21 protein-coding genes are annotated in these 23057 nt (G+C 64.1%); 5 read left to right on the top strand and 16 right to left on the bottom strand.

The features are described 5' to 3' along the window. Nucleotides 1–166 precede the first annotated feature (166 nt). A complete protein-coding gene (locus ACK4TE_RS01470) occupies nucleotides 167–745 on the top strand; it encodes a YfbR-like 5'-deoxynucleotidase (RefSeq protein WP_409909729.1) in 579 nt (192 codons plus the stop codon). Continuing rightward, nucleotides 742–1680: an NUDIX hydrolase gene (locus tag ACK4TE_RS01465; protein WP_409909690.1), complete on the top strand. Its 939-nt coding sequence runs from the start codon at nucleotides 742–744 to the stop codon at nucleotides 1678–1680. The genes ACK4TE_RS01470 and ACK4TE_RS01465 overlap by 4 nt, the downstream gene beginning before the upstream one ends. A 3-nt stretch (nucleotides 1681–1683) precedes the next feature. On the opposite strand, the gene ACK4TE_RS01460 is transcribed toward ACK4TE_RS01465, so the two are convergent. The 12 genes from ACK4TE_RS01460 to ACK4TE_RS01405 all read right to left on the bottom strand — a co-directional run bounded on the left by ACK4TE_RS01460 (nucleotide 1684) and on the right by ACK4TE_RS01405 (nucleotide 14849). Next, on the bottom strand, nucleotides 1684–3090 hold the full coding sequence (locus ACK4TE_RS01460; RefSeq protein WP_409909689.1) for a M16 family metallopeptidase: 1407 nt from the start codon (nucleotides 3088–3090) through the stop codon (nucleotides 1684–1686). Next, nucleotides 3090–4439 (bottom strand): M16 family metallopeptidase, encoded by a 1350-nt coding sequence (locus ACK4TE_RS01455; protein ID WP_409909688.1) that lies wholly within the window; start codon nucleotides 4437–4439, stop codon nucleotides 3090–3092. The genes ACK4TE_RS01460 and ACK4TE_RS01455 overlap by 1 nt, the downstream gene beginning before the upstream one ends. A 41-nt stretch (nucleotides 4440–4480) precedes the next feature. Next, nucleotides 4481–4978 carry a DUF3035 domain-containing protein gene (locus ACK4TE_RS01450; RefSeq protein WP_409909687.1) on the bottom strand — a complete coding sequence of 166 codons (498 nt, stop codon included), beginning with the start codon at nucleotides 4976–4978 and terminating at the stop codon, nucleotides 4481–4483. 40 nt (nucleotides 4979–5018) lie between these two features. Next, on the bottom strand, nucleotides 5019–5603 hold the full coding sequence (lspA, locus tag ACK4TE_RS01445; RefSeq protein ID WP_409909686.1) for a signal peptidase II: 585 nt from the start codon (nucleotides 5601–5603) through the stop codon (nucleotides 5019–5021). Nucleotides 5604–5640: 37 nt separating this feature from the next. Continuing rightward, on the bottom strand, nucleotides 5641–8673 hold the full coding sequence (gene ileS, locus ACK4TE_RS01440; protein ID WP_409909685.1) for an isoleucine--tRNA ligase: 3033 nt from the start codon (nucleotides 8671–8673) through the stop codon (nucleotides 5641–5643). Between the two features lie 208 nt (nucleotides 8674–8881). Then, complete coding sequence (locus ACK4TE_RS01435; protein WP_409909684.1) at nucleotides 8882–9439, bottom strand: YbjN domain-containing protein; 558 nt, start codon at nucleotides 9437–9439, stop codon at nucleotides 8882–8884. 95 nt (nucleotides 9440–9534) lie between these two features. Then, nucleotides 9535–10461, bottom strand: a complete 927-nt coding sequence (gene ribF, locus ACK4TE_RS01430; RefSeq protein WP_409909683.1) for a riboflavin biosynthesis protein RibF — start codon at nucleotides 10459–10461, stop codon at nucleotides 9535–9537. Continuing rightward, on the bottom strand, nucleotides 10461–10892 hold the full coding sequence (locus tag ACK4TE_RS01425; protein WP_409909682.1) for a MaoC family dehydratase: 432 nt from the start codon (nucleotides 10890–10892) through the stop codon (nucleotides 10461–10463). Before ACK4TE_RS01425 ends, ribF begins: the two co-directional genes overlap by 1 nt. 58 nt (nucleotides 10893–10950) lie before the next feature. Continuing rightward, nucleotides 10951–11802: a TIGR01459 family HAD-type hydrolase gene (locus tag ACK4TE_RS01420; protein WP_409909681.1), complete on the bottom strand. Its 852-nt coding sequence runs from the start codon at nucleotides 11800–11802 to the stop codon at nucleotides 10951–10953. 34 nt (nucleotides 11803–11836) lie between these two features. Continuing rightward, nucleotides 11837–12403: a hypothetical protein gene (locus ACK4TE_RS01415; RefSeq protein ID WP_409909680.1), complete on the bottom strand. Its 567-nt coding sequence runs from the start codon at nucleotides 12401–12403 to the stop codon at nucleotides 11837–11839. Between the two features lie 65 nt (nucleotides 12404–12468). Further along, nucleotides 12469–13698: an EAL domain-containing protein gene (locus ACK4TE_RS01410; RefSeq protein WP_409909679.1), complete on the bottom strand. Its 1230-nt coding sequence runs from the start codon at nucleotides 13696–13698 to the stop codon at nucleotides 12469–12471. Between the two features lie 317 nt (nucleotides 13699–14015). Then, nucleotides 14016–14849: a fumarylacetoacetate hydrolase family protein gene (locus ACK4TE_RS01405; protein WP_409909678.1), complete on the bottom strand. Its 834-nt coding sequence runs from the start codon at nucleotides 14847–14849 to the stop codon at nucleotides 14016–14018. A gap of 154 nt (nucleotides 14850–15003) precedes the next feature. On the opposite strand from ACK4TE_RS01405, the gene ACK4TE_RS01400 reads away from it, so the two are divergent. After that, nucleotides 15004–16617 carry a DUF262 domain-containing protein gene (locus ACK4TE_RS01400; RefSeq protein WP_409909728.1) on the top strand — a complete coding sequence of 538 codons (1614 nt, stop codon included), beginning with the start codon at nucleotides 15004–15006 and terminating at the stop codon, nucleotides 16615–16617. Here ACK4TE_RS01400 and ACK4TE_RS01395 read toward each other — a convergent pair. From ACK4TE_RS01395 to ACK4TE_RS01385, 3 genes are all read right to left on the bottom strand, one after another. Beyond that, on the bottom strand, nucleotides 16614–18005 hold the full coding sequence (locus ACK4TE_RS01395) for a PepSY-associated TM helix domain-containing protein (protein WP_409909677.1): 1392 nt from the start codon (nucleotides 18003–18005) through the stop codon (nucleotides 16614–16616). The genes ACK4TE_RS01400 and ACK4TE_RS01395 overlap by 4 nt on opposite strands. Before the next feature lie 3 nt (nucleotides 18006–18008). Then, complete coding sequence (locus ACK4TE_RS01390) at nucleotides 18009–20015, bottom strand: TonB-dependent receptor family protein (RefSeq protein WP_409909676.1); 2007 nt, start codon at nucleotides 20013–20015, stop codon at nucleotides 18009–18011. 75 nt (nucleotides 20016–20090) lie between these two features. Next, nucleotides 20091–20498 (bottom strand): DUF2946 family protein, encoded by a 408-nt coding sequence (locus tag ACK4TE_RS01385; RefSeq protein WP_409909675.1) that lies wholly within the window; start codon nucleotides 20496–20498, stop codon nucleotides 20091–20093. 175 nt (nucleotides 20499–20673) lie between these two features. Here ACK4TE_RS01385 and ACK4TE_RS01380 point away from each other — a divergent pair, with 175 nt between their 5' ends. Together ACK4TE_RS01380 and ACK4TE_RS01375 are read left to right on the top strand one after the other, a co-directional pair. After that, the gene (locus tag ACK4TE_RS01380) at nucleotides 20674–21441 is read left to right on the top strand and encodes an SDR family oxidoreductase (RefSeq protein ID WP_409909674.1); all 768 of its coding nucleotides are present in this window, start codon (nucleotides 20674–20676) and stop codon (nucleotides 21439–21441) included. A 17-nt stretch (nucleotides 21442–21458) separates the two neighbouring features. Further along, nucleotides 21459–21938: a PaaI family thioesterase gene (locus ACK4TE_RS01375; protein WP_409909673.1), complete on the top strand. Its 480-nt coding sequence runs from the start codon at nucleotides 21459–21461 to the stop codon at nucleotides 21936–21938. Here ACK4TE_RS01375 and queA read toward each other — a convergent pair. Beyond that, on the bottom strand, nucleotides 21935–22990 hold the full coding sequence (gene queA, locus ACK4TE_RS01370; protein WP_409909672.1) for a tRNA preQ1(34) S-adenosylmethionine ribosyltransferase-isomerase QueA: 1056 nt from the start codon (nucleotides 22988–22990) through the stop codon (nucleotides 21935–21937). The two genes, ACK4TE_RS01375 and queA, sit on opposite strands and share 4 nt — an antisense overlap. Between the last annotated feature and the right edge of the window lie 67 nt (nucleotides 22991–23057).

The raw sequence follows: 23057 nt of genomic DNA, 5'->3' as shown, positions 1-23057 counted from the left end.
ATGCGGGAAAGGCCTTAATGGCGCATTGGGGAATGGTGTTCTTAATGCGGCGAGTTTGTAAGCGGATCGCCGCGCTTTGTTTACCCGTGCTACCAATCCCTTAAGATGACCGCGATGGAGCCTGCCCGTGAAGCGATCTGTTAAGCCCCCACGCGTCTGGCAGCGCATGCTGTCGGGCCGGCGGCTCGACCTGGCGCACCCTTCACCGATGGATATCGAGATCGAGGATATTGCGCACGGCCTGGCGCGCATGGCGCGCTGGAACGGGCAGACACGGGGCGAGCATGCCTTTTCCGTGGCCGAGCATTCGGTGCTGGTGGAGCGCATCGTGCGCAAGCTGGAGCCGGGGCTGGGGCCGCAGGAATGGCTTACGGCGCTGCTGCATGACAGCCCGGAATATGTGATCGGCGACATGATCTCTCCGTTCAAGGCGATCCTCGGGGAGAGCTACAAGGGTGTGGAGGCGCGCCTGCAGGAGGCGGTGCATGTGCGCTTTGGCCTGAAGGCGATCACGCCGGCGAGCCTGAAGAAGACGATCAAGCGGGCAGACAATATCTGCGCCTGGTTCGAGGCGGTGCAACTGGCGGGGTTTTCGGTGGAGGAGTCGAATGGCTTCTTCGGCAAACCTCCGGAAGGCATCAAGCTGAAGCTGGCGCCGCTGCCGCCCACGGAGGCGCAGGAGATGTTCCTCAACCGGTTCATGGACATTCAGGCGGCTCTCGCCCGGCAGGAGGAAGCGCGATGACCGTGATCATTGGCCTGTCGGCAGTGATGGTGGCGCTGGAAGACGGCGAGCCGCGCGTGCTGGTGACGCGGCGGGCGAGCGGCGAGGACGCCCTGCCCTTCGGCCCGTTCGATCCGGTGAACCACCGCACGTTTGACCTTTCCCTTCGCGGATGGGTGCGTGAGCAGACGGGCTTCGAGATCGGATATGTGGAGCAGCTCTATACGTTCGGCGACAAGGACCGCGAGACACCGGGCGCGACGCTGGCGGGCGGGCCGGAGGATGCGCGCGTGATCTCGGTCGGCTATCTGGCGCTGACGCCGGAGGCACGCCCCGCCGAGGCTTCATTCGAGGCGACCTGGCAGGACTGGTATCAATATTTTCCGTGGGAGGATCATCGCCTGCGCCGGCCGGCGATGATCGACGGGCAGATCGTGCCGCGGCTGAAGACCTGGGCGGCGGGCAACGAAAAACGGCTGGAGCGGGCGCGGATCGCGTTCGGCTTTGACGGCGCGCGCTGGATCGAGGAGCGGGTGCTGGAGCGCTATGAGCTGCTCTACGAGACGGGGCTGGTGGCCGAATGCGCGCGCGATGCCGGATTGCCGGAGCCGGGCGTGCGCCTCGGCGCGGCGATGGCCTCGGACCACCGGCGGATCCTGGCGACGGGGCTGAACCGGCTGCGCGGGAAGATCAAGTATCGCCCGGTTGTGTTCGAATTGATGCCGGAGCGCTTCACGCTGACGGCGCTGCAACGCTCGGTGGAGGGCATCCTGGGCCTGCAACTGCACACGCAGAATTTTAGGCGCGCGCTGGACAAGGCGGGGCTGGTGGCCGGGACGGGTCAGATGGAGACGGGCACGGGCGGGCGGCCAGCGGAGCTGTTCACCTTCCGGCGTGACCATGCGGGAAGTATCTCGGCGCCGGGACTGTCGACGCCGAGGAAGTCTGTGGACTGAGGACTATTCCAGCCCCTGCGGCTCGCCGACGACAACGAAGTTGAAGCGGTCCGGGACGAGGTATTTCGCGGCGGCGGCGTTCACCTCTTCGATGGTGACGGCTTCGATCAGCGCGTTGCGGCGGTCGAAATAATCGACGCCGAGATTTTCCTGGCGCACCGTCATCATCTGCGAGGCGATCTTGGCGTTCGAATCAAAGCCGAGCGGATAGGAGCCGATCAGGTAGGCTTTCGCATCGGCCAGTTCCTGTTCGGTGACGCCGCCATCGACGAATTTCTGCATCTCGATCCTGATGTTCTCGATGAATTCGCCGGCGCTCTCATTCTTGGTCTGGCCGCCGCCGGACCAGGTGAGGAAGCTCGGGTTCGGGTCGAGCGAAGTGGAGATGCCGTAGGTGAGGCCCTTCTGGACGCGAAGGGTCTGCATCAGCCGGCTTTCGAAACCGCCGCCGCCGAACGTGTAGTTCAGCACGAAGGCCGGGAAGAAATCTGCGTCCGAGCGCGCGATGCCGGGGCCGGTGAAGCGCACGAGGCTTTGCGGCTGGGGCAGCGTGACGACCTTCGGCGCCGCGAGCGGCGCGGTCTCCGGCAAGGCAATGGGAGTGATTGCCGGCACGTCCGACGTGGCCGGCAGGCTGGCTGTTGCCGCATCGATGAGCGGGGCGAGGTCTTCCGGCGTCACCGCGCCGACCGCCGTGACCACGAGACGGTCTTTCGTCATGATCGCGCGCATACGTTCCTTCGCCTTTTCGGGCGTCAGCGCGGCGAGGCTTTCGGCGCTGGTCTCGCGGGCGAAGGGATGATCCGGGTACAGAGCTTGCGCGCCGGCACGCCAGGCGAGATAGCCCGGATTGGTTTCGCGCGTTTTCAGCGAGACTTCCTTCTCGCGCAGGAAGCGCTCGTACGGGCCCGCATCAAAGCGCGGCTCCGCAAAGGCGGTGGCGACAAGCGCCATCGAGGCGGCGGCGTTGTCGGTCAGCGAGGAGACCGAGCAGGAGGTCCATTCGCTGCCGGCGCTGCAGCCGAAGCTCATGTTGAGGTCTTCCATCGCCGTCTGGAAGCCGAGCGAGTCGAGGTCGCCCGCGCCTTCATTCATGCTGTAGGCGACGGATTCGCTGAGGCCTTCATGGCCATCAGGATCGGTCGCGGTGCCCGCCTTCCAGGCCATGTTGACCGCGAGGATCGGGATCGAAGGCTCCGAGACGAGCCAGACCGAGACACCACCCGGCGTGACGAATTGCTGGATCTCCGCGAACTCGCCTTTGTGGACATCAACCTTGAGGGCGGGTTCTGCGGGGGTTTCAACGACCGTAACGGCGGCAGGTTCGGGCTTGAACCATCCGGATACGGTCGAGCAGCCTGCAAGCGCAGTCAGCGCGGCGCCGGCGAGGAGGAGTTGGGTGGCCCGCATCAGAAGTCTCCTTCAGCCGTCAGGAGGTGGGATTCGATATAGTGTTTTTCCGGCGCGAAGACGGCGCGCACGGCGGCAATCGCCTGTTCCGGCGTCACTGCACGGACATCATCCGGATAGGAGAGGATGTCTTCGACGCTGCCGCCGAGGGCGAGCCACGCGCCGAACGTGTTGGCAAGGTTTGACTGGCTGTCGCGGCCATAGATGGCATCGGCAGCGAGTTTGTTCCGTGCACGGCGGACTTCAGCTTCAGTGAAGCCTTCGGCGAGAACCTTTTCGATTTCGGCGGTGAAGGCCGCCTCGAGGTCTTCGAGCGAGACGCCGGGTGCGGGCGTTGCCGTCATCACGGCCGGGCCCTCGTCGTGCAGTGTCGTCCAGGCGAAGGTGTTGGCCGAGATGGCGACCTTCTGCTGTTCGACAAGCGACTGGTAGAGCCGGCTGGTCATTCCGCCGCCGAGCACTTCAAGGCCGACATCGAGGGCGAGCGCCTCTTCCGGCTGGCGGCGCTGCGAGACGCCGAGATAGTAGCGGCTCCAGACAGGCTGGCGCACTTTCGGATCGGCATGCGTGATCAGCTGGGTTTCGGTCAGCGGCGCGACGGGTTGCCACTTGCGCTCGGAATGCGCCGAGCCGGTGGGCTGGATGACACCGTAATGCTGCTCCGCGAGCGTGCGTACCTCTTCCGGCGTGACATCGCCGGCGACGACGAGGATGGCGTTCTCAGGGCTGTAATATTCGCGGTAGAAATCGAGGCCGTCCTGCGGGGTCAGCGCGGCGACTTCTTCCATTCGTCCGATCACGGTAATTTCGTAGGGGTGGCCCTTCCAGAGCGCGGAGAGCACTTTTTCCTGCAGGATCACACCGGGATTGTTCTCGACGCGCTGGCGGCGTTCTTCCTTCACGACGTCGCGTTCGGAGATGAACGGGCCCTTGGGATCGTCGTTGATGACGAGATTGACCATGCGGTCCGCCTCAAGGCCCATCATCGTGCCGAGTTCTTTCTTGTGCACGCGCTCGAAATAGGCGGTGTAGTCCCAGCTGGTGAAGGCATTGTTCTGGCCGCCGGAGCGGCTGACGATGGAGTCGAACTCGCCAGGGGCGAGATTGGTGGTCTGCTGGAACATCACATGTTCGAAGAGGTGGGCGATGCCGGACTTGCCGGGCGCCTCATCGGCGGCGCCGACCTTGTACCAGACCATGTGGGTGACGACCGGGGCGCGGTGATCGGGGATCACCACAACGTCCATCCCGTTGCTGAGCGAGAAAGTGGTGGGCGACCAGGCCGCTTCTTCAGCAACTGCGTTGGCAGCAAACAGGGCGAGAAGCCCTGCGGCGAGACTCCGTTTCATGGGCTTTCTCCGGTCTCGGGATGGTGGGCAGGTTGGTCGGATCAGGTGCCGGGCAGTTTGATGCGCGGGCCGCCTTGCGTTTTCTGGATGGTGACCTGCTGGTCGCCGGTGGCGTTATCGGTGGCGGCGGACGCGAGATCTTCCGGCTTGTCCTTGCGCCAGAAGAGGATGCGGTCTGCCACGCTGCCGGATTTGCGGATCGTCTTGGTCTCTTCATAGTCGACCTGCGCGCGGATGCCGGCATTGGCCGCATTGGCGCCGGCGGCGGCGACAAGTGCGCGCTCGGCAGCGCTGGCATCCTGGCCGATGACCGTGCCGAACGCGGTGGGCGAGCCGGTGCGGGCCGCTTCGACTTCGGTGGGGATCGTGGTGCCGGCCGGCGGCGGGCGCAGGCTGTATTCCGGGGGCACGCTGAGCGGCGCCTTGGTGACGACGCGGAACTCGTTCGGCGTGTTGCCGCTGTTATTGCCGGAGGAGGTGCAGGCCGCACTGGCGGCAAGAGCAGCGCCAGCGGCGAGGATCAGGAGGGGGTGCTTCATGGTCAGGAGCAGGTCCGTTTCTTGAGGGCCAGAGGCCGGATTACACGCTGTTAGCCTGTTTTGGCCGCGAAAGTAAGAACTGGTCTGTAAACAGGAGGATGGCGCCGATGGTGATCGAGGCATCCGCCACGTTGAAGACCCAGGGGAAGTAGCCAAAGGTCAGCTCGTTCACATCGACGAAATCGACCACGGCGCCGAAGCGCACCCGGTCGATCAGGTTGCCGATGGCGCCGCCGACGACCATCGCCAGCGAGAGTTTCAGCCAGCGGCCATGGGCGCGGATGAGCCAGATGAAGAAGCCCGCCGCGATGGCCGCCATCAGGCCGGCAAGCACCCAGCGCATGATGCCCTCGGACTGCAGCAGTCCGTAGCTCATGCCCCGGTTCCAGACCATCGACAGGTCAACGGGGCCGGGAACGGCGATCTTGCCGCAGAGGCGGCCATCGGAGAGGCAGGCGAGGCCGTTCAGGCGCGGCTCGGCCAGGATCATCGCCTTTGTCACCTGGTCGAACACAACGACCAGGGGAATCACGAAGAACGGCCAGGTTGTGGCGGGCGCCAGTTTCATGCGGCTGAGATTGCAGAGGCTGGCGGGGGGATCAAGCGCTTGTGTGCAGGTTGTCAAAGCCCCTCTCCCCGAGGGGAGAGGGTTCTGAGATCGCTTAGCGGGCCGCGGCCTTGTCCCACGCGATCACAGCCAGCGCATCGCGCGGCGTGATGTCCGGGAAGCCGGGCAGCGCGGCGGCCGGGTCGAAATACTTCCAGCTGCGGCGGCATTTGATGCCGGGGGCTTTTTCCGGGACGACGGCGATGCCGGGGGCATCTTCCAGCGTGAAGGCGCCGGCGGGGCCGGTGGCGGCGTGGATGAGGTCTGCGCCGGAGGTGATGAAGATGTCGGCGGCGCTTTCGCCTTCGAAGGCGGCGATGAGGGCGGCGTCGGCGACATAGACTTTCGGCGCGGCTTCGAGCGAGGCACCGATGCGCTTCTCGCGGCGTTCGACTTCAAGCGCGCCGGTGACGGCGCGGCGGACATGGAAGATTTTCTCCCAGCGCGCGGCGAGGGCGTCATCCTTCCACGCCTCCGGCGTCGGCGGGAAAAGCGTGAGGTGGACCGAGGGCGCCGTGCCTTTCAGGTGGCTTTCGCCGAAGGCTTCATCCGTGGTGAAGGGCATCACCGGGGCGAGCCAGCCGAGGAGGCGTTCGAAGACGGCGGCCATGACTGTGCGCGCGGCGCGGCGGCGATCTCCGTAGGCGGAGGTTTCGCTGTCCCATGCCTTAGCGGTGGCGAAGGCGGGATCGCAGTAGAGCGAGTCCTTGCGGATGTCGAAATAGACCGCTGAGAGTTCGACGTTCACGAAATTGATGAGCAGGGTCATCACGCGCTTGAAGTCGAAAGTCGCATAGGCGGCGCGCACCTGCGCATCGAGTTCGGCGAGGCGGTGGAGCATGAAGCGTTCGAGGCCGGGCATCTTGTCCGGGCTGAGGGATTCCTCCGCAGAGAAACCATCCAGCGCACCGAGCAGGTAGCGCAGCGTGTTGCGCAGCTTGCGGTAGGTTTCGACCGTGCCCTTGATGATCTCGTCGGAGATGCGCAGGTCTTCCTGATAGTCGGCAGAGGCGGTCCAGATACGGAGGATTTCGATTCCGTATTCCTTCTGCACCTGCTGCGGCTCGATCGTGTTGCCGAGCGATTTCGACATTTTCTTGCCTTCGGCATCGACGATGAAGCCGTGCGTGACGACCTTTTTATAGGGCGCCATGCCGCGCGTGGCGCAGCTTTCGAGGAGCGAGGACTGGAACCAGCCGCGGTGCTGGTCGGAGCCTTCCATGTAGACGTCCGCCTGCCCGGTTTTCTCGTCGATGATGCCGCGCTTGCGAAGCGCGAAGGCGTGGGTGGTGCCGGAATCGAACCAGACGTCGAGCACATCCGTGACCTTCTCCCAGCCTTCGGGCGAGACGCCCGTGCCGGTGAAGAATTCTGCGTCCGGTGTGGAGAACCATCCGTCTACGCCCGTTTTCTCGATGGCGGCCTTGATGTTGGCGTTGAGCTTGTCAGCCTGTTCCTTTGGCAGCGCGGCGGTGTGCGGCTCGCCCTTGGCGTTGACGAACAGGGTGATCGGCACACCCCAGTTGCGCTGGCGCGAGATCAGCCAGTCGGGGCGGCCTTCGACCATTGCCTGCAGGCGGTTGCGGCCGGTGGGCGGGAAGAATTCGGTGTCGGCGATGGCCTTCAGGGCGAGTTCGCGCAGCGTCTTGCCATTGTGCACGGGCTTGTCCATCGCGATGAACCATTGCGGGGTGGCGCGGCGGATGACCGGTGCTTTCGAGCGCCAGGAGTGGGCATCGCGGATGGTGGTGACGCCGCGCGCGAGCAGGTTTCCGGACTCGGCGAGGAGGCGGATCACCTCCGCGTTCGCCTTGCCCGCCTCACCGCGCTTCTTGCCGGAGGTGACGATGATTTCGAGGCCGCGCAGGGGATCGGGCACTTCGTCCGTATACCGTCCATCTGGATCGACGATCTGGCGGATTTCCTGCGTGGTGCGCCCGGAGTTGACCCAGACGTCGAAGTCATCCTCACCATGGGCGGGGGCTGTGTGGACGAAGCCCGTGCCTGCGTCATCGGTGACGTGATCGCCGGCGAGCATGGGCACAACAAAGCCGCTATCGTCTGCGCCCCAATATCCCTTTGCCCATGGCGCGCCATGAAGCGGGTGGCGGACAGATTCAAAGTCGACGCCCGGCTTGACGTCTCTGACACGAGACCATGCTTTCGCCTTCGCTGCTTGCAGCGCGCCCTCTGCAAGATTGTCAGCAAGAATCAGCCGGTCACCAGCTTTTATGTAGGGCGCGAACCCAAGTTCAGCCTCGGTCATCACATCGGTGACGTCATACAATCCGTAGGTTATGTTCGGGTTGTAACTCACCGCCTGATTGGCAGGGATCGTCCAAGGCGTCGTCGTCCAGATCACCACATTTGAATAAAGAATGTCATCCTTATCGCGACCGGTTACGTCGGCGACCGGAAACTTCACCCACACTACCGGCACCTTGCGGTCGTGGTACTCCACCTCCGCCTCAGCCAGCGCGGTGCGTTCCACGGGGCTCCACATGATCGGCTTCGCGCCGCGGACGAGGCCGCCTTTCATGGCCATGTCGAGGAATTCGGAGACGATCATCGCCTCGCTCTCGAAGGCCATCGTGAGGTAGGGGTTGTCCCATTCCCCTTCGATGCCGAGGGCGCGGAATTCCTTGCCCTGCACCTTCACCCAATGCTCGGCATAGGCGCGGCAGGCGGCGCGGAACTCATCGGCGGGCACTGAGTCCTTGGGGCGGTTCCTGGCGCGGAACTCCTCCTCCACCTTCCATTCGATGGGCAGGCCGTGACAGTCCCAGCCCGGCAGGTAGGAGGCGTCGAAGCCCTGCATCTGGTGGGAGCGGACGATGATGTCCTTGATGATCTTGTTGAGCGCCGTGCCGAGGTGGATATGGCCGTTGGCGTAGGGCGGGCCATCATGCAGGATGAAGGGTGGGCGGCCCTTTGCATCGGCGCGCAGCTTTTCGTAGAGGCCAAGCGCGTCCCAGCGCCTGATCCATTCCGGCTCGGCCTTGGGCAGGCCGGCGCGCATGGGAAACTCGGTTTTCGGCAGGAAGAGGGTGTCGCGGTAGTCGCGCTCGGTCGTGGCGGTGTCAGTCATCGGAAGTGTCGTCGCTTCAGCAGGGCCGTGGAAGAATCAGGGATCGAGGTATCAGCCAGTATGGCTTACCCGGCCACCGCTGAACAATCGGTTCAGCCGGCGGCCGGGCCGCTAATTCGTATCGCAATGAGGCGTATCGGCCGGGTCATGGTGGACGCGTTATCACGCCCGGCGGGGCGCTGTCACCCCTGCCCCCTGAGGCGCGTCATTACCAACCCTGATTATCCGAGACATCCATTTCCGGCGCATATGCACCAACCTGCCAGATATAGTCCGCGACCTGTGGGGCAATGGCGAGCATATTGACCAGGTTTTCCCGGATGTTGTCGAGCGTCACGCCCCGATCAAGAATCACGTACCGGGTAATGCCTAAGGTCGGGCCCTCTTCATCCTCGGTCGGATCGTACCATGTCGATGTCGCCTGCCACATGAGATTGGCGTTGTTGATCCGCTCATACGTCACGTCGTCATCCGCGAAATATCCCACCTGCATCAACATACCGAGGCAGCCCTCGCCATACTCTGTTTCGCAGGCTGTCCCGATGATGTCGAAGATGAGGCCTTCCGGGGTCGTCGCCCTTACGGAAAGCGGACCGAATGCGCCCGCCTCGGAAAGTGTATACCCTTCGGACACGACGAACGCCTGTATATCCTCGACTGTAACCGATGTTATGATCGCTTTTTCGCTGGGCGGCGTATTGCCCTGTCCCACTGCGGGCAGCCCAAAAGCGGCGAGAATGGCGAGAGTGCTGATAACCTTTAGCATGGTGACCTCCCAAATGTCTCCAGGCTGTAATGCTGCGCCCATTCTGACCTGGTGAAAAGCTCAGTCCAACATTCTCGGAGAGAAAAAATCGCCTGTCAGCCTGGCGTTGCCAGGATTTCCCGCGCCTCAGCGGCGTCCTTGTGCATCTGCTCGACCATCAGGTCGAGGCTGGCGAATTTGAGTTCCGGGCGCAGGAAGGCGATCAGCTGGACTTCGATTCGCTTGCCGTAGAGGTCGGCGGAATAGTCGAAGATGTGCGTTTCGAGTAGCGGGTCGCGCAGGCCGGTGGTGGGGGTGCGGCCGAAATTGGCGACGCCGGGGCGCCAGCTGTCCTCGCCTTCGATCCGTGCACGGACGGCATAGACGCCATGCTTGGGGTGGATCAGTTCGCCGAGCTGGATGTTGGCCGTGGGAAAGCCGAGCTTGCGGCCATTGCGTTCGCCGGACTCGACAATGCCATCGGCCGTCCACGGATTGCCGAGCATTTCGGCGGCGATCTCGGGCTCGCCCGCCACGAGGGCCTGGCGGATAGCGGTGGAGGAGGCCTTGGCGCCGTGGCCGGTGATTTCCTCGACAATCGAGACACCGAAGCCCAGCGCGCGGCCGAGGCTGGAGAGGCGCTGGGCATGGCCCATGCGTCCGCGTCCGAAACGGAAGTCGAAGCCAACGGAAACGTGGCTGACGCCGAGACCTTCGACGAGCACGCTGCGCACGAAGCCTTCATCCGTCATCGAGGCCATTTCGCCATTGAAGGGCAGCTCGAACACGGTGGCGGCGCCGGCGGCAAGGATCGCGGCGTTGCGCCGTTCGGGGCGGAATATGCGGAACGGCGGATCGCCGGGACGGAAATAGGCGCGCGGCGGCGGCTCGAAGGTGGCAACGGAAAATGCTCCGTGTCCGGCAATCTTCGCCGCGTCCATCACGGCGCGGTGACCGGCATGCAGGCCGTCAAAATTGCCAAGCGCGATCGAGGCGCCGCGTGCGCTTTCGGGAAGTCCGCGAAAGTCCGCGTAGACCGCCATCAGCTTCCCCGGCTGGGGGCCACCACTTCGGCTTCGCCGGTGATCACGCGCTTGCCTTCGACGAGGCATTCGACTTTCAGCGTGACGCGGTTGCCGCGGTCCTGCTTGTCGGCGACTTCGGCGCGCACGGTGACGACATCGCCGATGTGCACGGGGCGTTTGAAGCGCATGGAGAGGCCGACGAAGATCGAGCCCGGGCCCGGCAGGTCGTTGCCGAGGATGCCGGAAATATAGCTGGCGGTCAGCGCGCCATGGGCGATGCGCTTGCCGAAGATCGTGCCGGCGGCGAACTCGTCGGACATGTGCAGCGGGTTGAAGTCGCCGGAGACTTCGGCGAAGCGCTGGATGTCGTTCTCGGTGATCGTGTGCACGGTCTCGTGCGACTGGCCGATCTGGAGGTCTTCATACTTGTAGCCAGTGAACTGGGTCATTCCGTAGGGGTCCTGTTTCCGTGTCTGATTTGTCCGTTACACGCCGCCGGGCTCGGCGTCACCATCTGAGGCCGGTCATGGCGTAGGTGGCCTGCTCGCCGTAATCGGCCAGAAGGTCTGTCACTTCGGCTTCGAAGTTGGCGCCGTGCTCCTTCAGGCCCGTGCCGACATAGAGGCTGTCGAACCCCTGCAGCCGGGCGCCACGCACGTCTGTTGCCGGGCTGTCACCGATGCAGAGGATGCGCTGAGGGGCCCGTTTCAGGCCGGTGAGGCGCTCGATGGCGAGGCGGTAGATCGGGGCGTAGGGCTTGCCCGGATAGATCACCTGGCCGCCGAGATCCTCGTAGATGTCTGCGAGGGCGCCGGCGCACCAGTAGAGCTTGCCGCCGACGCGGACCTGCTTGTCCGGGTTGGCGCAGAGCATCGGGATGCCGCGCTGCACGGCGCCGGCAAGTTCGGCGCGGTAGTCTTCCGGCTGGTCGTTCACCTGATCGCGCAGGCCGATGCAGAGCAGGAGATCGGCATTTTCATTGTCGATGAAGGTGTGGCCGAGGCCTTCATAGAGGAAACGGTCATGCTCCCAGCCTTCGTCGCCGCCCATGCGCCAGACGGTGATGTCCGGGCGCGCGGCGAGTTCGGCGCGGGTGGCGTCACCCGAGGAAACGCAGATGTCGAAGGCGGCGTCTGGCACGCCGAGGGGTTCGAAATAGCGCACCACCTGCTTTTCAGGGACGGGCGCATTGGTGATCAGCGAGACCTGCCCGCCCTGCTTGCGGAAGGCGACGAGTGCGTCGCAGGCTTCGGTGAAGGCGCGGCGGCCATTGTGGATCACGCCCCAGACATCGCAGAGGATCGTGTCATAGCGGTCCGCAATCGCGGCGAGGCCGGAGGGAAACTGGGGTCGGGTCATGCGCGGGGCGAGGTAGGCCGGGCCGGGTCCGGGGTCAATCGCCAATGCCGCAGGCGGAGGCCGGCAGCGGGCTGAGCACCCATTGCACGGCGGTCGGGATCGATACCGGCTGCGGCAGGAAACAGCCGCGCACGCGCACGACAGTGCCGGGGTTTTCTTCCGAGGCGACGGCCGGGGCATATTCGCAGCTCAGAAGGTTGGCTGCGAACGTTTCGCGCGCGCCGAGGCGGACATCCAGCAGCATGTGATTAGAGCCGGTCGGCACTGATATCTCGCCGGCCTCGACCGGGCCGAAGGCGCACTCGGTGAGCGGATGGAAAAAGCCGTCCTCGCCTTTAGCCGTGACTTCCAGCGGCGGGTTGATGGTCAGGTCGAGCCGGACGGGGGTGTTCTCCATCAGCGCGTCGAGCAGCGCGGGCGGCAGGCCCTCCCCGCCCTCTTCCGGCAGGACGCCGGTGATGCCGATGAAGGCGAGGCGGGCATCGGTGACCACGGTTTCGACCTGGACCTGGGCCGGAACCAGCTCGGTCGTCGATGGTGCAATCACGCAGGCGCCGAGGGCGGCGGTCACAACAAGCGGCAGAAACTTCAGTGGGCGCATCGCGGGTCTCCCGATCCTGAAGTCACTGTCCTGCAAATTCCGGCGGATTCAAGCCCTGATCCTGATCAGCCGAGATTCGAGAGGCGGTCGATGAGGGCCTTAGGAGGGGCGGTGTCCTCCATCAGGGAGGCCTTTATAGGGCGCGGGGCGCCAAAGACGTGCCCCTGTCCGTACGGGATCTCGTATTCGAGGATTTCGAGGACGCTGGCCTCATCCTCTATCTTCTCCGCGATCAGCGTGATGCCATAACGCGACATCACCGCGCTGACCTCATTGCCTTCGATCCGGCGGTTGATGTTGGAGGCCGGACGCTCGCCCTGCGGGTCGCGCAGCTGTTCGATCAGCTGGCTACCATTCATCTTGACGAAGCGGACACAGGCCGATTGCAGGCGCGGCAGGTCGAACGCGAGGCCGGGCGCGTGGTCGATGGAGAAGCGGAAGCCGAGCGCGGTGAGCTTTTCCATATTGGCGCGCATCACCGGCGAGCGGGCTTCGAAACGGTCCGCACGAAGTTCGAGGATGACGGAGCCCGAGAGGTCGCGGTTCTCGGTCATGAATTCCAGTACCAGCGGGAACAGGCTGGGATCTTCCAGCGAGGCCGAGGCGATGTTGCAGAACACCCCGACGCGGCGGTCGCGCTCGGCCAGGCGGCGGACGATCTGTACGCTGCGGAACAGGGTGAAGTTGTCGATGGTGCTGATCAGGCCGGAGCGGCGGGCAGCATCCAGGAAGTCAGCCGGCAGGATGAGCGAGCCATCCGCGCGCCTGAGCCGCGTGAAACCCTCATAGAAGGACACGCGCCGTTGCGGCAGCGAGACGATGGGCTGCAGGTGCAGGTCGACCCGGCCATCGCGCAGCGCATCGCGCACATCGCGCAGGATCGCGTCTTCCTTCGGGGTGATGTTCACCGTGCCGCTGGTTTCGGCAATGCGCTTGGTCATGACCTGAGCCAGCTTTTCGATCGTGTCTTCAAGCTGCTTCATCTCCGACACCAGTGCATCGCGGCGTTCGGTCAGCTCCTGCTTCACCGTCTGCTCGACAACGTCTGTGCGGGCTTCGAGCACTTTTACGGTGCGGCTGACATCGGTGACCGTTTTCTCAACGGATTCAAGGCGCTCAACCGCGCGGCGCGAGGCCGATGCCGCAGCGGACACGATGTGGAAGATGCCGAGAAATGCAGCGGTCATCGCGCCGGCACCGGCCGCGACCGGCAGTCCGGCCTCGGTATAGGTCAGGACGCCATAACCCACCCCTGCCCCGGCAGCGAGATAAAGGAGGAACAAAAAGAACGTCATCAGACCAGCACCCGGAAAATTCCCAACAATCTTAAAATTAAGGCGGAATTGGTTAACGAATTGCTGGGAAGTGACGCGATTTGCCCCCTCAGGCAACCCGCCCGCGAACCGTTGCCGGAAGGACACAGCGGGTCAATTCTTCAGTCTACGCAATGCTTCCGGCATGGACCCCGCCCGGCTCCAAGGCTTAAGAAACCCTTAAGCCCTATCGGTGGCCCCCGGTCCGCGGCCAGTTTGGCCGGAGCGGGGGCGATCTCGGGGGAGACGGGGGCCCGCGCCGAAAGGCGATGGGCCCCGTCGTTCCTCTGGCCAGGCACCTAGCCGATGCGCATCGTCTCCGGTTCATCCACAATTTTATTCTCGATATGGCCAAGGCCGTCGATCTCGACACGCACTGTGTCGCCCGCTTTCAGCCATCTCGGCGGATCGAACCCGGCCCCGACACCCGCGGGCGTACCTGTGAAGATCACATCCCCCGGCTCCAGCGTGAAAGCGGCGGTCAGGTGCTCAATCTGGGCGGGAATATCGTGGATCATCTGAGACGGCCTGCCGGTCTGCCGGCGCTCGCCATTGACGAAGGTGCGTATCTCGAGACTGGCGATATCGCCTGCCTCATCAGGCGTGACGATGGCAGGGCCGAAGACGGCATGGGTGTCGAACCCCTTGCCCATGATCATGGTCTGGCTGGCCCGCTGCCAGTCGCGCACGGAATAATCCCCGCCCACGCAGAAGCCCGCGACAATCTCCATCGCCCGCGCGCGCGGCACATGCCGGCCGTGCTTGCCGATGACGACGACGAGTTCGCCTTCATAGTCGAGCTGGGGTGAGACTTTCGGAAGGTGTACCGGGTCATACGGCCCATTGGTTGCGGTTGCCTGCTTGTTGAACCACTTCTGTACCTCCGGCTTCGCGGTATTGACGAAGCTGACGCTTTCGGCGGCGTGTTCGGCGTAGTTGACGCCGATGCCGAGGATCTTGCCCGGCCGGGCGACGGGCGCGACCAGTTTCACATCCTTCAGCCGCAGCGGCGGCGCCGATGGCTTGGCCGTGAAAGCCTGCGCCAACCCCGCGGCTTCGAGAGGCACGACCTCGTCGCCCTCCAGCCGGCCATAACCGGCGACCCCTGAGTATGTGAACCGCACCAGCCGCATTGCGTTACTCTCCCGTCACACTCAACCGCGAATTACCTTGCCAGCCGTTCATGTCTCGTTGTGAACGTGTTTGGCAAGGGCTAGGGAGAGGGCCTGTATAAGGGGTATAGTCATGCATCTCGGCGTACGGGCGCAAGAAAGCGCCTTGAAAGATGTGTTTGCGCCGGGCGAACGGCTGCGGATGCCTCCCTACCAGCGCAGCTATTCCTGGGGCGAAACCGAAGCGCTCGAACTGCTCGGCGACCTGCGTGAGGCCACGGAGACGCAGCTTCCCCACTTCATCGGCGCGCTGGTTTTCGTGAATGGCGAAGAACAGGGCGTGCTGGAGATTGTCGATGGCCAGCAGCGCCTGACGACCCTCACCATCCTGCTCTGCGTGCTGCGCGACCTCGAGACAGACAAGGAGCTCGCCGCAGCCCTGCATGCCCTGGTTGCGGACGAGCCGCGGCCGATTCTCGGCGAGGGCGCGAACTGGCGCATCTCGCTCAATTATCAGGACGGCGCCTTCTTCCGCGACACAATACAGCAGCCGGGCGCAACGCTCGATCTCGATGCCGACCCCGGCGAGAGCGAGAGCCAGGCGCGGATGCGCGCCAATGCCGCCGCCTTCCACCGCGAACTGAAGGACATGACGCTGGAGCAGCGCCGCGCGCTGGCCGAAATCACCATGCGGGGTTGCGCGCTGGTGCGTGTCGTCGTGGACAACAAGGATCAGGGCTTCAAGGTGTTCCTTGTGCTGAATACCCGCGGGAAAGAGCCGGGCGCGCACGACATCATAAAGACCGAGCTGTTCCAGCGCGCGAAGTTCTCGACTTCCGAAGCAGCCAGATATGCCGAGCGCTGGGCCGAGCATGAAGCAACGCTGGGCGGCAATGCGTTTGACGACCTGCTGCGCCAGATCCGCACCATATTCGACCGCACCACCAAGGGAGATATCGTTGCCGCCTTCCAGAAGGGCGCGCTGGCAAAGATAGATGCGCGCAAGTTTCTCGACGAGATCCTGCCGACCTATGTGCGCGCCTATCGCCAGATCGAGACGGCGCAGCTGGAAGAAGGGCCGAGTTCGGAAGCGATTGCCAATTCACTGCACCAGATGCGGGCGCTGGAACAGCAGAACTGGCGCGCCCCTGCCCTGCATTTCCTGGCCGAACGCGGCGCTGAAGACCCTTCCGCGCCAGAGTTTTTCAGGAATCTCGAGCGCCTGTCCTATGTGATCCAGCTGCTGATCCATGACCGCGACCAGCGCGGCCGGCGCTTCGCGCGCGTCACCGAAGCGGTGAAGAATGACCGTGTGCTGATGGCCAAGAATGGCCCGTTTGCTATCTCCCGCGACGAGGCCAAGAAAGTGCGCGAGCGGCTGATCGGCAGGTTCGCGACCTTCGGCCAGCGCCGCGCGATTGCGTTGCGGCTCAACGCAGCACTTGCGGGCGGGCGTACCATTCCGCCCGAGTCCGATGCGACGGTGGAGCATGTGCTGCCACGCACCATTCCGGAGGATAGCCACTGGCTGTACACCTGGCCGGACGCGGCGCGCCGTCGCGAGCAGTGCGACACGATCGGCAATTTCGTACTACTGACCACCAAAGTGAACCAGAAGGCCGACCGGCTCGACTACCGGGCCAAGAAGGACATCTACTTCAATGGCGGCGGCGGGGAGGAGTTTGCCCTCACCCGCGACCTGAAAGAACAGGATGCCTGGACGCCGGAAATCGTCCGCCGCCGGACGGAAATGCTGGCAAACATCCTCGCCGATGTGTGGGGACTCTAGGCCGGTTTTCTCCGCAGGCGTCCGCCAAGACCGATCAGCGTATCGACAGCCAGCGCGATCAGCAGCGTGAGGCCCGCCATCGGCAGGAACAGGCCGAGCACGAGGATCAACACAACAACGCCCGCGGCTAGCCGCTTGTCCGCAGGCATCGGCGGCACGGCGATGCGCCCCTTCGGGCGGCGGCGCCACCACATGATTGCGCCGGTGAGGCTGAGCAGGATGACGCCGAGCGCGGCGACAACGCCGGTCAGCTGGTTCAGCCAGCCGAACAGCGCGCCCTCATGGAAGGCAACCGCCTGCGCCACGAACCGGTCCACCGGATTGTGATCGGTGAAGGCAATGCGCAAGATTTCTTCGCCGGTCCAGCGATCATAATGAACTGTGACGCGGCCGGGACGTGAGGCAGCCATCGAGCGGACTGTCCAGACGCCGTTTGCGCCGCGCGGCGGCTGCACTTCCACCGGGGGCGCATACTGTTCCGGCCGGGCGGCGCGGAACACTTCATCCAATGTAAGCGGGCGGAGATCACCGCCGGCGGCAGTTGCCGACTTGACGGACACCTCTGCAGCGCCCTTCCCCTGATCCCAGAGTTCTGCGCCGGTGTGCATGGAATGGTCGTGATCGGAATGATCCGTATGCGGAGCGGTGGACTGGAGCGTGACGAACCATTCCTGCCCCGGCGCCTTCAGGCCAGCGAGCGATTTCGCCTTGGTGAAACCGTCGCCCCAGACCTGCGTCCAGGGAAGGCCGGACAGGAGAATGGCGAGGATGAGCCCGCCGATCCAGGCGCCGCCCATGCCGTGCACCTTGCGCCAGGTTTCGCGCTTGCCGCCATTCGCCGCAAAGTCCGGCACGAAGACACGCCACCATGCAGCGCCGCGCGGCCACCAGAGATAAATACCGGTGATGATGAGAATGATGAACCAGCTCGCCATGATTTCGACGACGAGCGAGCCGCGGTCACCGGCAAGCAACGTGCCGTGGATGCGCTTGACGAAGTTCATGAAACGGGCGGGCGTGGCAACGGAATGGAGCACATCGCCAGTGGTACGGTCGACCCAATAAGTGCGCAGTCCATCAGCGCCGCGCAGGTCGATCTCGAGGGTCGGATCATCCGGCGAGGATTGCACGACGATCTTGGCAAGGGAGCTGCCGGGATAGGCCGCCTGCGCTGAGGCGAGTAGTGCGTCCGCCGGCAGGGTTTCCCCGGCCAGCGGCGCCGCGTTGGCGTTGATCCGCGCTTCGATGGCCGCATCTAATTGCGGCTTGAAGAGATAGATCGCACCCGTGATGGCCAGGATGATGGCGAAGGGGATCACCATCAGCCCGGCAAAGAAATGCCAGCGCCAGACGCGGTGTTGAAGTGTTGAACGTGCGGCGCTGGCCATGGATCAGAACCTCGCGCGGATGCCGCCGAAGAAGGCGCGGCGTTCCACCGGATAGTAAATGACAGAGGCCGGGTTCGCTGTGATCACGGCGCCGACATCGCCTGCAGCTTTCGTGCCGCCGAGATTGCGGGCATCGAAGAACAAGTCGATATTGCCGGTGGCCTTCCAGCTGCCATTGATGCCGAGGAGAGCGTAGCCATCCGAACGCGTGGTGTTGTTATAGTCCGCCCACGGTCCATCGACGACCCATTCGAGGTTCGGCGCGAGTGTCAGGCGGCCTTTCGAATAGCGCAGTTCGGTGCGGTAAACATGTTCCGGAATGACTGGTAGCGTGTTGTCGCCATACTGAGCGTCGCCGTCAAAGCTGAAGTCCGAATACTGGTAGACCTGGTTCCAGGTGAGGTTTTCGGTGAAGTCGATGGCGAGACCGGCTTCGATGCCCTTGTGCGTGGTTTTATCGGCGTTGAAGGTTGTCGCCGGAATATCCGGGCCGACCGTGAATTGCAGCATCTCGCCATCAATGTCGGCCGAGTAGAGCGACACATCCCACGAAATGCGTCCATTGCGGCCGCGCGAGCCCACTTCGAACGTCCAGGCCGTCTGCGCATCTACAGGCACGAAAGACGCGACCTGCGCCACTTCACTGAAGCCCGGGAACTCCGCCGCGCGGCTGTAGTTCGCATAGAGCTGGATATCCGGCGTTGCCTGAAGGAGCGCGCCGAATTTCGGCGAGATCTCGTCAAAGTCTGCCTTGCCGTAAGCGGCGACCGGAAGCGTCTGCGTCTGCTCGCGTTCGCCCTGCGCGGCGATGATGCCGGCGATCAGCGTCAGCTGGTCGGTCACATTGTAGCGGCCTTCGGCGTAGATATTTGCCGTTGAGGCTTTCTGATCGGCCGCAACAGTCTGCGCGCCGCGAGCGCCGTTGATGTTGACATATCGGTGCGCATCCGTCTCGCCCTCGCGGGCATCGAAGCCGAACGTGAACTCGGTCTTTTCACTCTCCCAGTTATAGCGGCCCCAGATGCCGCGATCGAGCGACTGGTTGTCGATAACCTGGAAGATCGGGTGATAGAGTTCCTTGGAATTCACCCACGCACCAAGCACAAAATTGCCTTCTCCGAGCTGGAACCGCGTCTGGTTCTGTACACGGATGGAGTTGATGTCGCGTGCCTGATCGCCAATAAAGTTGCCTTTCTTGGGATTGTTCAGAACATCGTTGATGTTCAGCGCGCCCGGCAGTTCCTGGTTGATGTTGTTGAGGCTGAGATAGAAGCGCGTCGAGATCGTGTCGGTGAGATCATAGCCAAGATTGCCATGGAAACGATAGGAATCGCGGCTTGTATGGTCGCGGTCTCCATCTGACGCGTCGGCGCTGACTGCGCCCCATGCATCCCAGCGTCCGCCATTGATGCCGGCCGAGACGAGGCCGCGATATGTATTGAAGCTGCCGGCATCGCCGCGCACATAGATGCCCGGCGCGGTTTCGCCTGTGGGCGTGACGCCATTGATCGCGCCGCCGAGCGTGCCCGAGCCGAAACGCAGGGCGTTGGCGCCGCGATAGACTTCGAGGTGATCGAAGAAGATCGGTTCGAGTTCCTGGAAGTCGCCATTGTCATCGGCGAGGTTGATCGGCGCGCCGTCCTGCAACAGCATCAGGCCGCGCATGTGGAAGCCCCGGCTGATGCCGGAGCCGCGGATGGAGATGCGCACTTCCTGGCCATAGCGCGGCTGGGTGTAGACGCCCGGCGAGAAGGCGAGCGTGTCGCGCATCGAGACGAGGAAACGGTCGGCATACTCTTCGTGATTGACCACATCGGCGCCGCCGGCAGTCTTGGCCACTTGCTGCTCGGCTTCGCTGCGCAGCGCGGTGGAAGTGACAATGATGGTTTCTTCGATGCGGACTTTATCTTCGCCGGCATCTTCCTGTGCGGTGGCAGGCAGGGCGAGCCCCAGCGACAGGCTGAGGGCGGAAAGGCTCAACGCGGAGCCCGTGAGGAGAGAGGGTTTCATAAGCTTGGGTCTTCATACGGCATTGGGTCCGGGCTGAGCCGGGGTCTGGCCGTCCGTCGCCGGACAGCCGCTCTGTCAGAGAGCCGTAGAAGGGGGCGGTGCGCGCGAACCGACCGGAGGCCCGCGCGGGACTTGCGCGAAGCGAACCTCGTAGAGCGGTGCCGTTTGGGCGGCAGCGGTCGAGAGAGGCTCTGTCAGGACGACAGGCTGAGGCAGTGCAGCGGTTTGGGACAGCGTGCAGGCCGGGCAGTCATGCGTCTCGCCGGTCTGGCCGGATTTCGATTTTTCAGCGATGAGGCGGGCGAGTTCAGAGCCGGTGCCGGTGGCAGCGCCGCCCATGCCATCCGGCATGGCGCAGAGCACGGCAGGCAAATCGCCCGGACGTGAGGACGCAGCCGCCATCGCCCCAGGCATTAAGGCCTGGGTCATCAGCGCCAGCAGGACAAGCAGGCGACCGAGGAAGATGGCAGGAGTTCCCCACATGCTTGGCACGATAGTCCGGTTCTGAGCCGGATCGAAGAGGCGACCTTGCCGCAGGCGAAAAATTCTCCTGCCTGCCCCGCCCCGGCGCGGCGAATTCACCTGACGGCACCCCTAGCCGCCCCATTCGGCCTCCCCTAGGGTCACGCGCGACAGACAGAAACCTAAGGAGGACCCCATGAGCCTGTTCGACCTGACCGGAAAAACCGCCATCATCACCGGTTCGTCCCGCGGCATCGGCCGGGCGATTGCCGAGGCAATGGCCGACCAGGGCGCCCGCGTGGTGATCTCCTCGCGCAAGCCGGGCCCGTGCGAGGAAGTCGCCGCCGAAATCAACAAGAAGCACGGCGACGGCACCGCCATCGCCATCCCCGCCAACATCTCCTCGAAGGAAGACCTTCAGGCGATGGTGGACGAGACCAACAAGAGTTTCGGCAAGATCGACATCGTCGTCTGCAACGCCGCCTCGAACCCCTATTACGGCCCGATGGCCGGCATCTCGGATGATGCCTTCACCAAGATCCTGCAGAACAACATCATCTCGAACCACTGGCTGATCCAGATGGTCGCCCCCCAGATGAAGGAACGCAAAGACGGCGCGATCATCATCGTCTCCTCCATCGGCGGCCTGCGCGCCTCGCCGGTGATCGGCGCCTACAACATCTCGAAAGCGGCGGACTTCCAGCTCGCCCGCAACCTCGCTGCCGAGTTCGGTGCCGACAATATCCGCGTCAACTGCATCGCGCCCGGCCTGATCAAGACCGACTTCGCCAAGGCGCTCTGGGACAATCCGGAAACGCTGAAACGCGCCCTCACAGGCACGCCGCTGAAGCGGATCGGCGACCCGGAAGAAATCGCCGGCGCAGCGGTGTACCTCGCTTCAAAGGCGGGCGCCTACATGACCGGGCAGATGCTGGTGGTCGATGGCGGGGCGACGGTAACCTGATCGTCCGTACAACCACCATGACAACGCGCACTGAACTCTCCGCCCAGCAGCAGGCCTTCTTCGATCGGCTGCGCTCGGGAAAATGGGAGCTGCCGAATGGCATCCGCAATCTCGGCATCAAGCCGCATGAATGGCTGAAGGACGTTTCCTATGGCCGCACGCGGTATGAGTGGCCGAACGATGGCAGCCGCGACATTCAGCCGGACCGCGTGTTCGGTGGATGGGTCGCGGGCCTCTCCGATCACATCGTTTCGATGACGATGGCGAGCGCGCTGGAGGAAGGCGAATGGTTCACCACGATGGAACTGCAGACGCGCATCCTGCGTCCCGTGCCCAACGGCCTGATCACCATCGAAGGCCGCCTCGTCTCGCGCGGCAAGACGACCGGCCTTGTCGAAGCCGACTGGTTTGACGACAAGCGGCGCCATCTGGTGCGCGTGACGGCGGCGAAAGCGATCCGCTCCATGGCGGAGCTGCGGCCGGGCGGGGTGAGCTAAGGAAGCAACAGGCACGCATCGCCATAGGAATAGAAGCGATACTTGTTGCGGATGGCGTAGGCATAGGCCGCCTGCATCAAGTCGGTGCCCATCAGTGCACAGACGAGCATGAACAGGCTTGAGCCTGGCAGGTGAAAGTTGGTCATCAGCGCATCGGTCGCCCGAAGGCGGTCTCCAGGCTTGAGGAAAATGTCCGTTGGGCCGGTGGCGGGGTGGATATGTCCGGCCTCGTCGGCGCAGCTTTCGAGCGTGCGCATCGCCGTGGTGCCCACCGGCACGATCCGGTGGCCGCGCGCGCGCACGGCATTCAGCTTCTCCGCCGTCTCCGGTGTCACGCGGCGCCATTCTTCGTGTAGCCGGTTCTCCGCAAGGTGCTTTTCCTCCAGCGGCTTGAACGTGCCGAGGCCGACATGCAGGCGCACGTTTTCGCAGAGGATCCCGGCCTGAGCGACTTCTTCGAGGAGGCGCGGCGTGAAGTGCAGGCCGGCTGTCGGCGCAGCGACGCTCGCCGCCTCTTCGCCTGCGAAACAGGTCTGGTAGCTTTCCCGGTCCTGTGCATCGGCGGCGCGTCGGCGCGCGATATAGGGCGGCAGCGGCATGGCTCCGTGTGCGTCCAATGCAGCGTCGAGCGCTGCGCCTTCGCGGTCGAACTCCAACTCCACCTCGCCGCCTTCGCGCCGGCCCGCGATGATGGCGCCGAAGCCGTCTGCAAACACGAGATGGTCGCCTTCCTTCAGCCGCCGACCGGGCCGCGCGAGCGCCAGCCAGCGGCGCGCGTCGATCCGCTCCACAAGGTTTGCGTCCACTTCGACATCGCGGCTGACCCCGTCACGCGCTGGGCGAATGCCTTTCAGCGCGGCAGGCAGGACGCGCGTATCGTTGAACACGAGACAGTCACCGGGCGCGAGCAGCGCGGACAGGTCGCGCACGCTGCGATCTTCAAACCGCCCGTCACCGTGCACGACCAGCAGGCGCGCGGAATCCTTCGGCTCAGCCGGCCGCAGCGCGATCAGGTCTTCAGGCAGGTCAAACTGGAAGGCGGAAAGGTCCATCCCCGCTCATGGCGCGGGCGAAAGGGCGGCGTCAAGCACCGCCCTCATGTTCCTGCTTCAAGGCGGT

Source organism: Hyphomonas sp. (assembly GCF_046313975.1).
In the GTDB taxonomy this organism is placed as follows: Bacteria; Pseudomonadota; Alphaproteobacteria; order Caulobacterales; family Hyphomonadaceae; genus Hyphomonas.
The sequence above is the reverse complement of the archived record's forward strand: the minus strand, read 5'-3'. Positions and strand labels throughout refer to the sequence as shown.

Bases quoted from the DNA above. Each gene is read 5' to 3' on its own strand.
- ACK4TE_RS01470 (WP_409909729.1), top strand. From the start codon at position 167: ATGCTGTCGGGCCGGCGGCTCGACCTGGCGCACCCTTCACCGATGGAT.
- ACK4TE_RS01465 (WP_409909690.1), top strand. From the start codon at position 742: ATGACCGTGATCATTGGCCTGTCGGCAGTGATGGTGGCGCTGGAAGAC.
- ACK4TE_RS01460 (WP_409909689.1), bottom strand. From the start codon at position 3,090: ATGCGGGCCACCCAACTCCTCCTCGCCGGCGCCGCGCTGACTGCGCTT.
- ACK4TE_RS01455 (WP_409909688.1), bottom strand. From the start codon at position 4,439: ATGAAACGGAGTCTCGCCGCAGGGCTTCTCGCCCTGTTTGCTGCCAAC.
- ACK4TE_RS01450 (WP_409909687.1), bottom strand. From the start codon at position 4,978: ATGAAGCACCCCCTCCTGATCCTCGCCGCTGGCGCTGCTCTTGCCGCC.
- ileS (WP_409909685.1), bottom strand. From the start codon at position 8,673: ATGACTGACACCGCCACGACCGAGCGCGACTACCGCGACACCCTCTTC.
- ACK4TE_RS01435 (WP_409909684.1), bottom strand. From the start codon at position 9,439: ATGCTAAAGGTTATCAGCACTCTCGCCATTCTCGCCGCTTTTGGGCTG.
- ribF (WP_409909683.1), bottom strand. From the start codon at position 10,461: ATGGCGGTCTACGCGGACTTTCGCGGACTTCCCGAAAGCGCACGCGGC.
- ACK4TE_RS01425 (WP_409909682.1), bottom strand. From the start codon at position 10,892: ATGACCCAGTTCACTGGCTACAAGTATGAAGACCTCCAGATCGGCCAG.
- ACK4TE_RS01420 (WP_409909681.1), bottom strand. From the start codon at position 11,802: ATGACCCGACCCCAGTTTCCCTCCGGCCTCGCCGCGATTGCGGACCGC.
- ACK4TE_RS01415 (WP_409909680.1), bottom strand. From the start codon at position 12,403: ATGCGCCCACTGAAGTTTCTGCCGCTTGTTGTGACCGCCGCCCTCGGC.
- ACK4TE_RS01410 (WP_409909679.1), bottom strand. From the start codon at position 13,698: ATGACGTTCTTTTTGTTCCTCCTTTATCTCGCTGCCGGGGCAGGGGTG.
- ACK4TE_RS01405 (WP_409909678.1), bottom strand. From the start codon at position 14,849: ATGCGGCTGGTGCGGTTCACATACTCAGGGGTCGCCGGTTATGGCCGG.
- ACK4TE_RS01395 (WP_409909677.1), bottom strand. From the start codon at position 18,005: ATGGCCAGCGCCGCACGTTCAACACTTCAACACCGCGTCTGGCGCTGG.
- ACK4TE_RS01390 (WP_409909676.1), bottom strand. From the start codon at position 20,015: ATGAAACCCTCTCTCCTCACGGGCTCCGCGTTGAGCCTTTCCGCCCTC.
- ACK4TE_RS01385 (WP_409909675.1), bottom strand. From the start codon at position 20,498: ATGTGGGGAACTCCTGCCATCTTCCTCGGTCGCCTGCTTGTCCTGCTG.
- ACK4TE_RS01380 (WP_409909674.1), top strand. From the start codon at position 20,674: ATGAGCCTGTTCGACCTGACCGGAAAAACCGCCATCATCACCGGTTCG.
- ACK4TE_RS01375 (WP_409909673.1), top strand. From the start codon at position 21,459: ATGACAACGCGCACTGAACTCTCCGCCCAGCAGCAGGCCTTCTTCGAT.
- queA (WP_409909672.1), bottom strand. From the start codon at position 22,990: ATGGACCTTTCCGCCTTCCAGTTTGACCTGCCTGAAGACCTGATCGCG.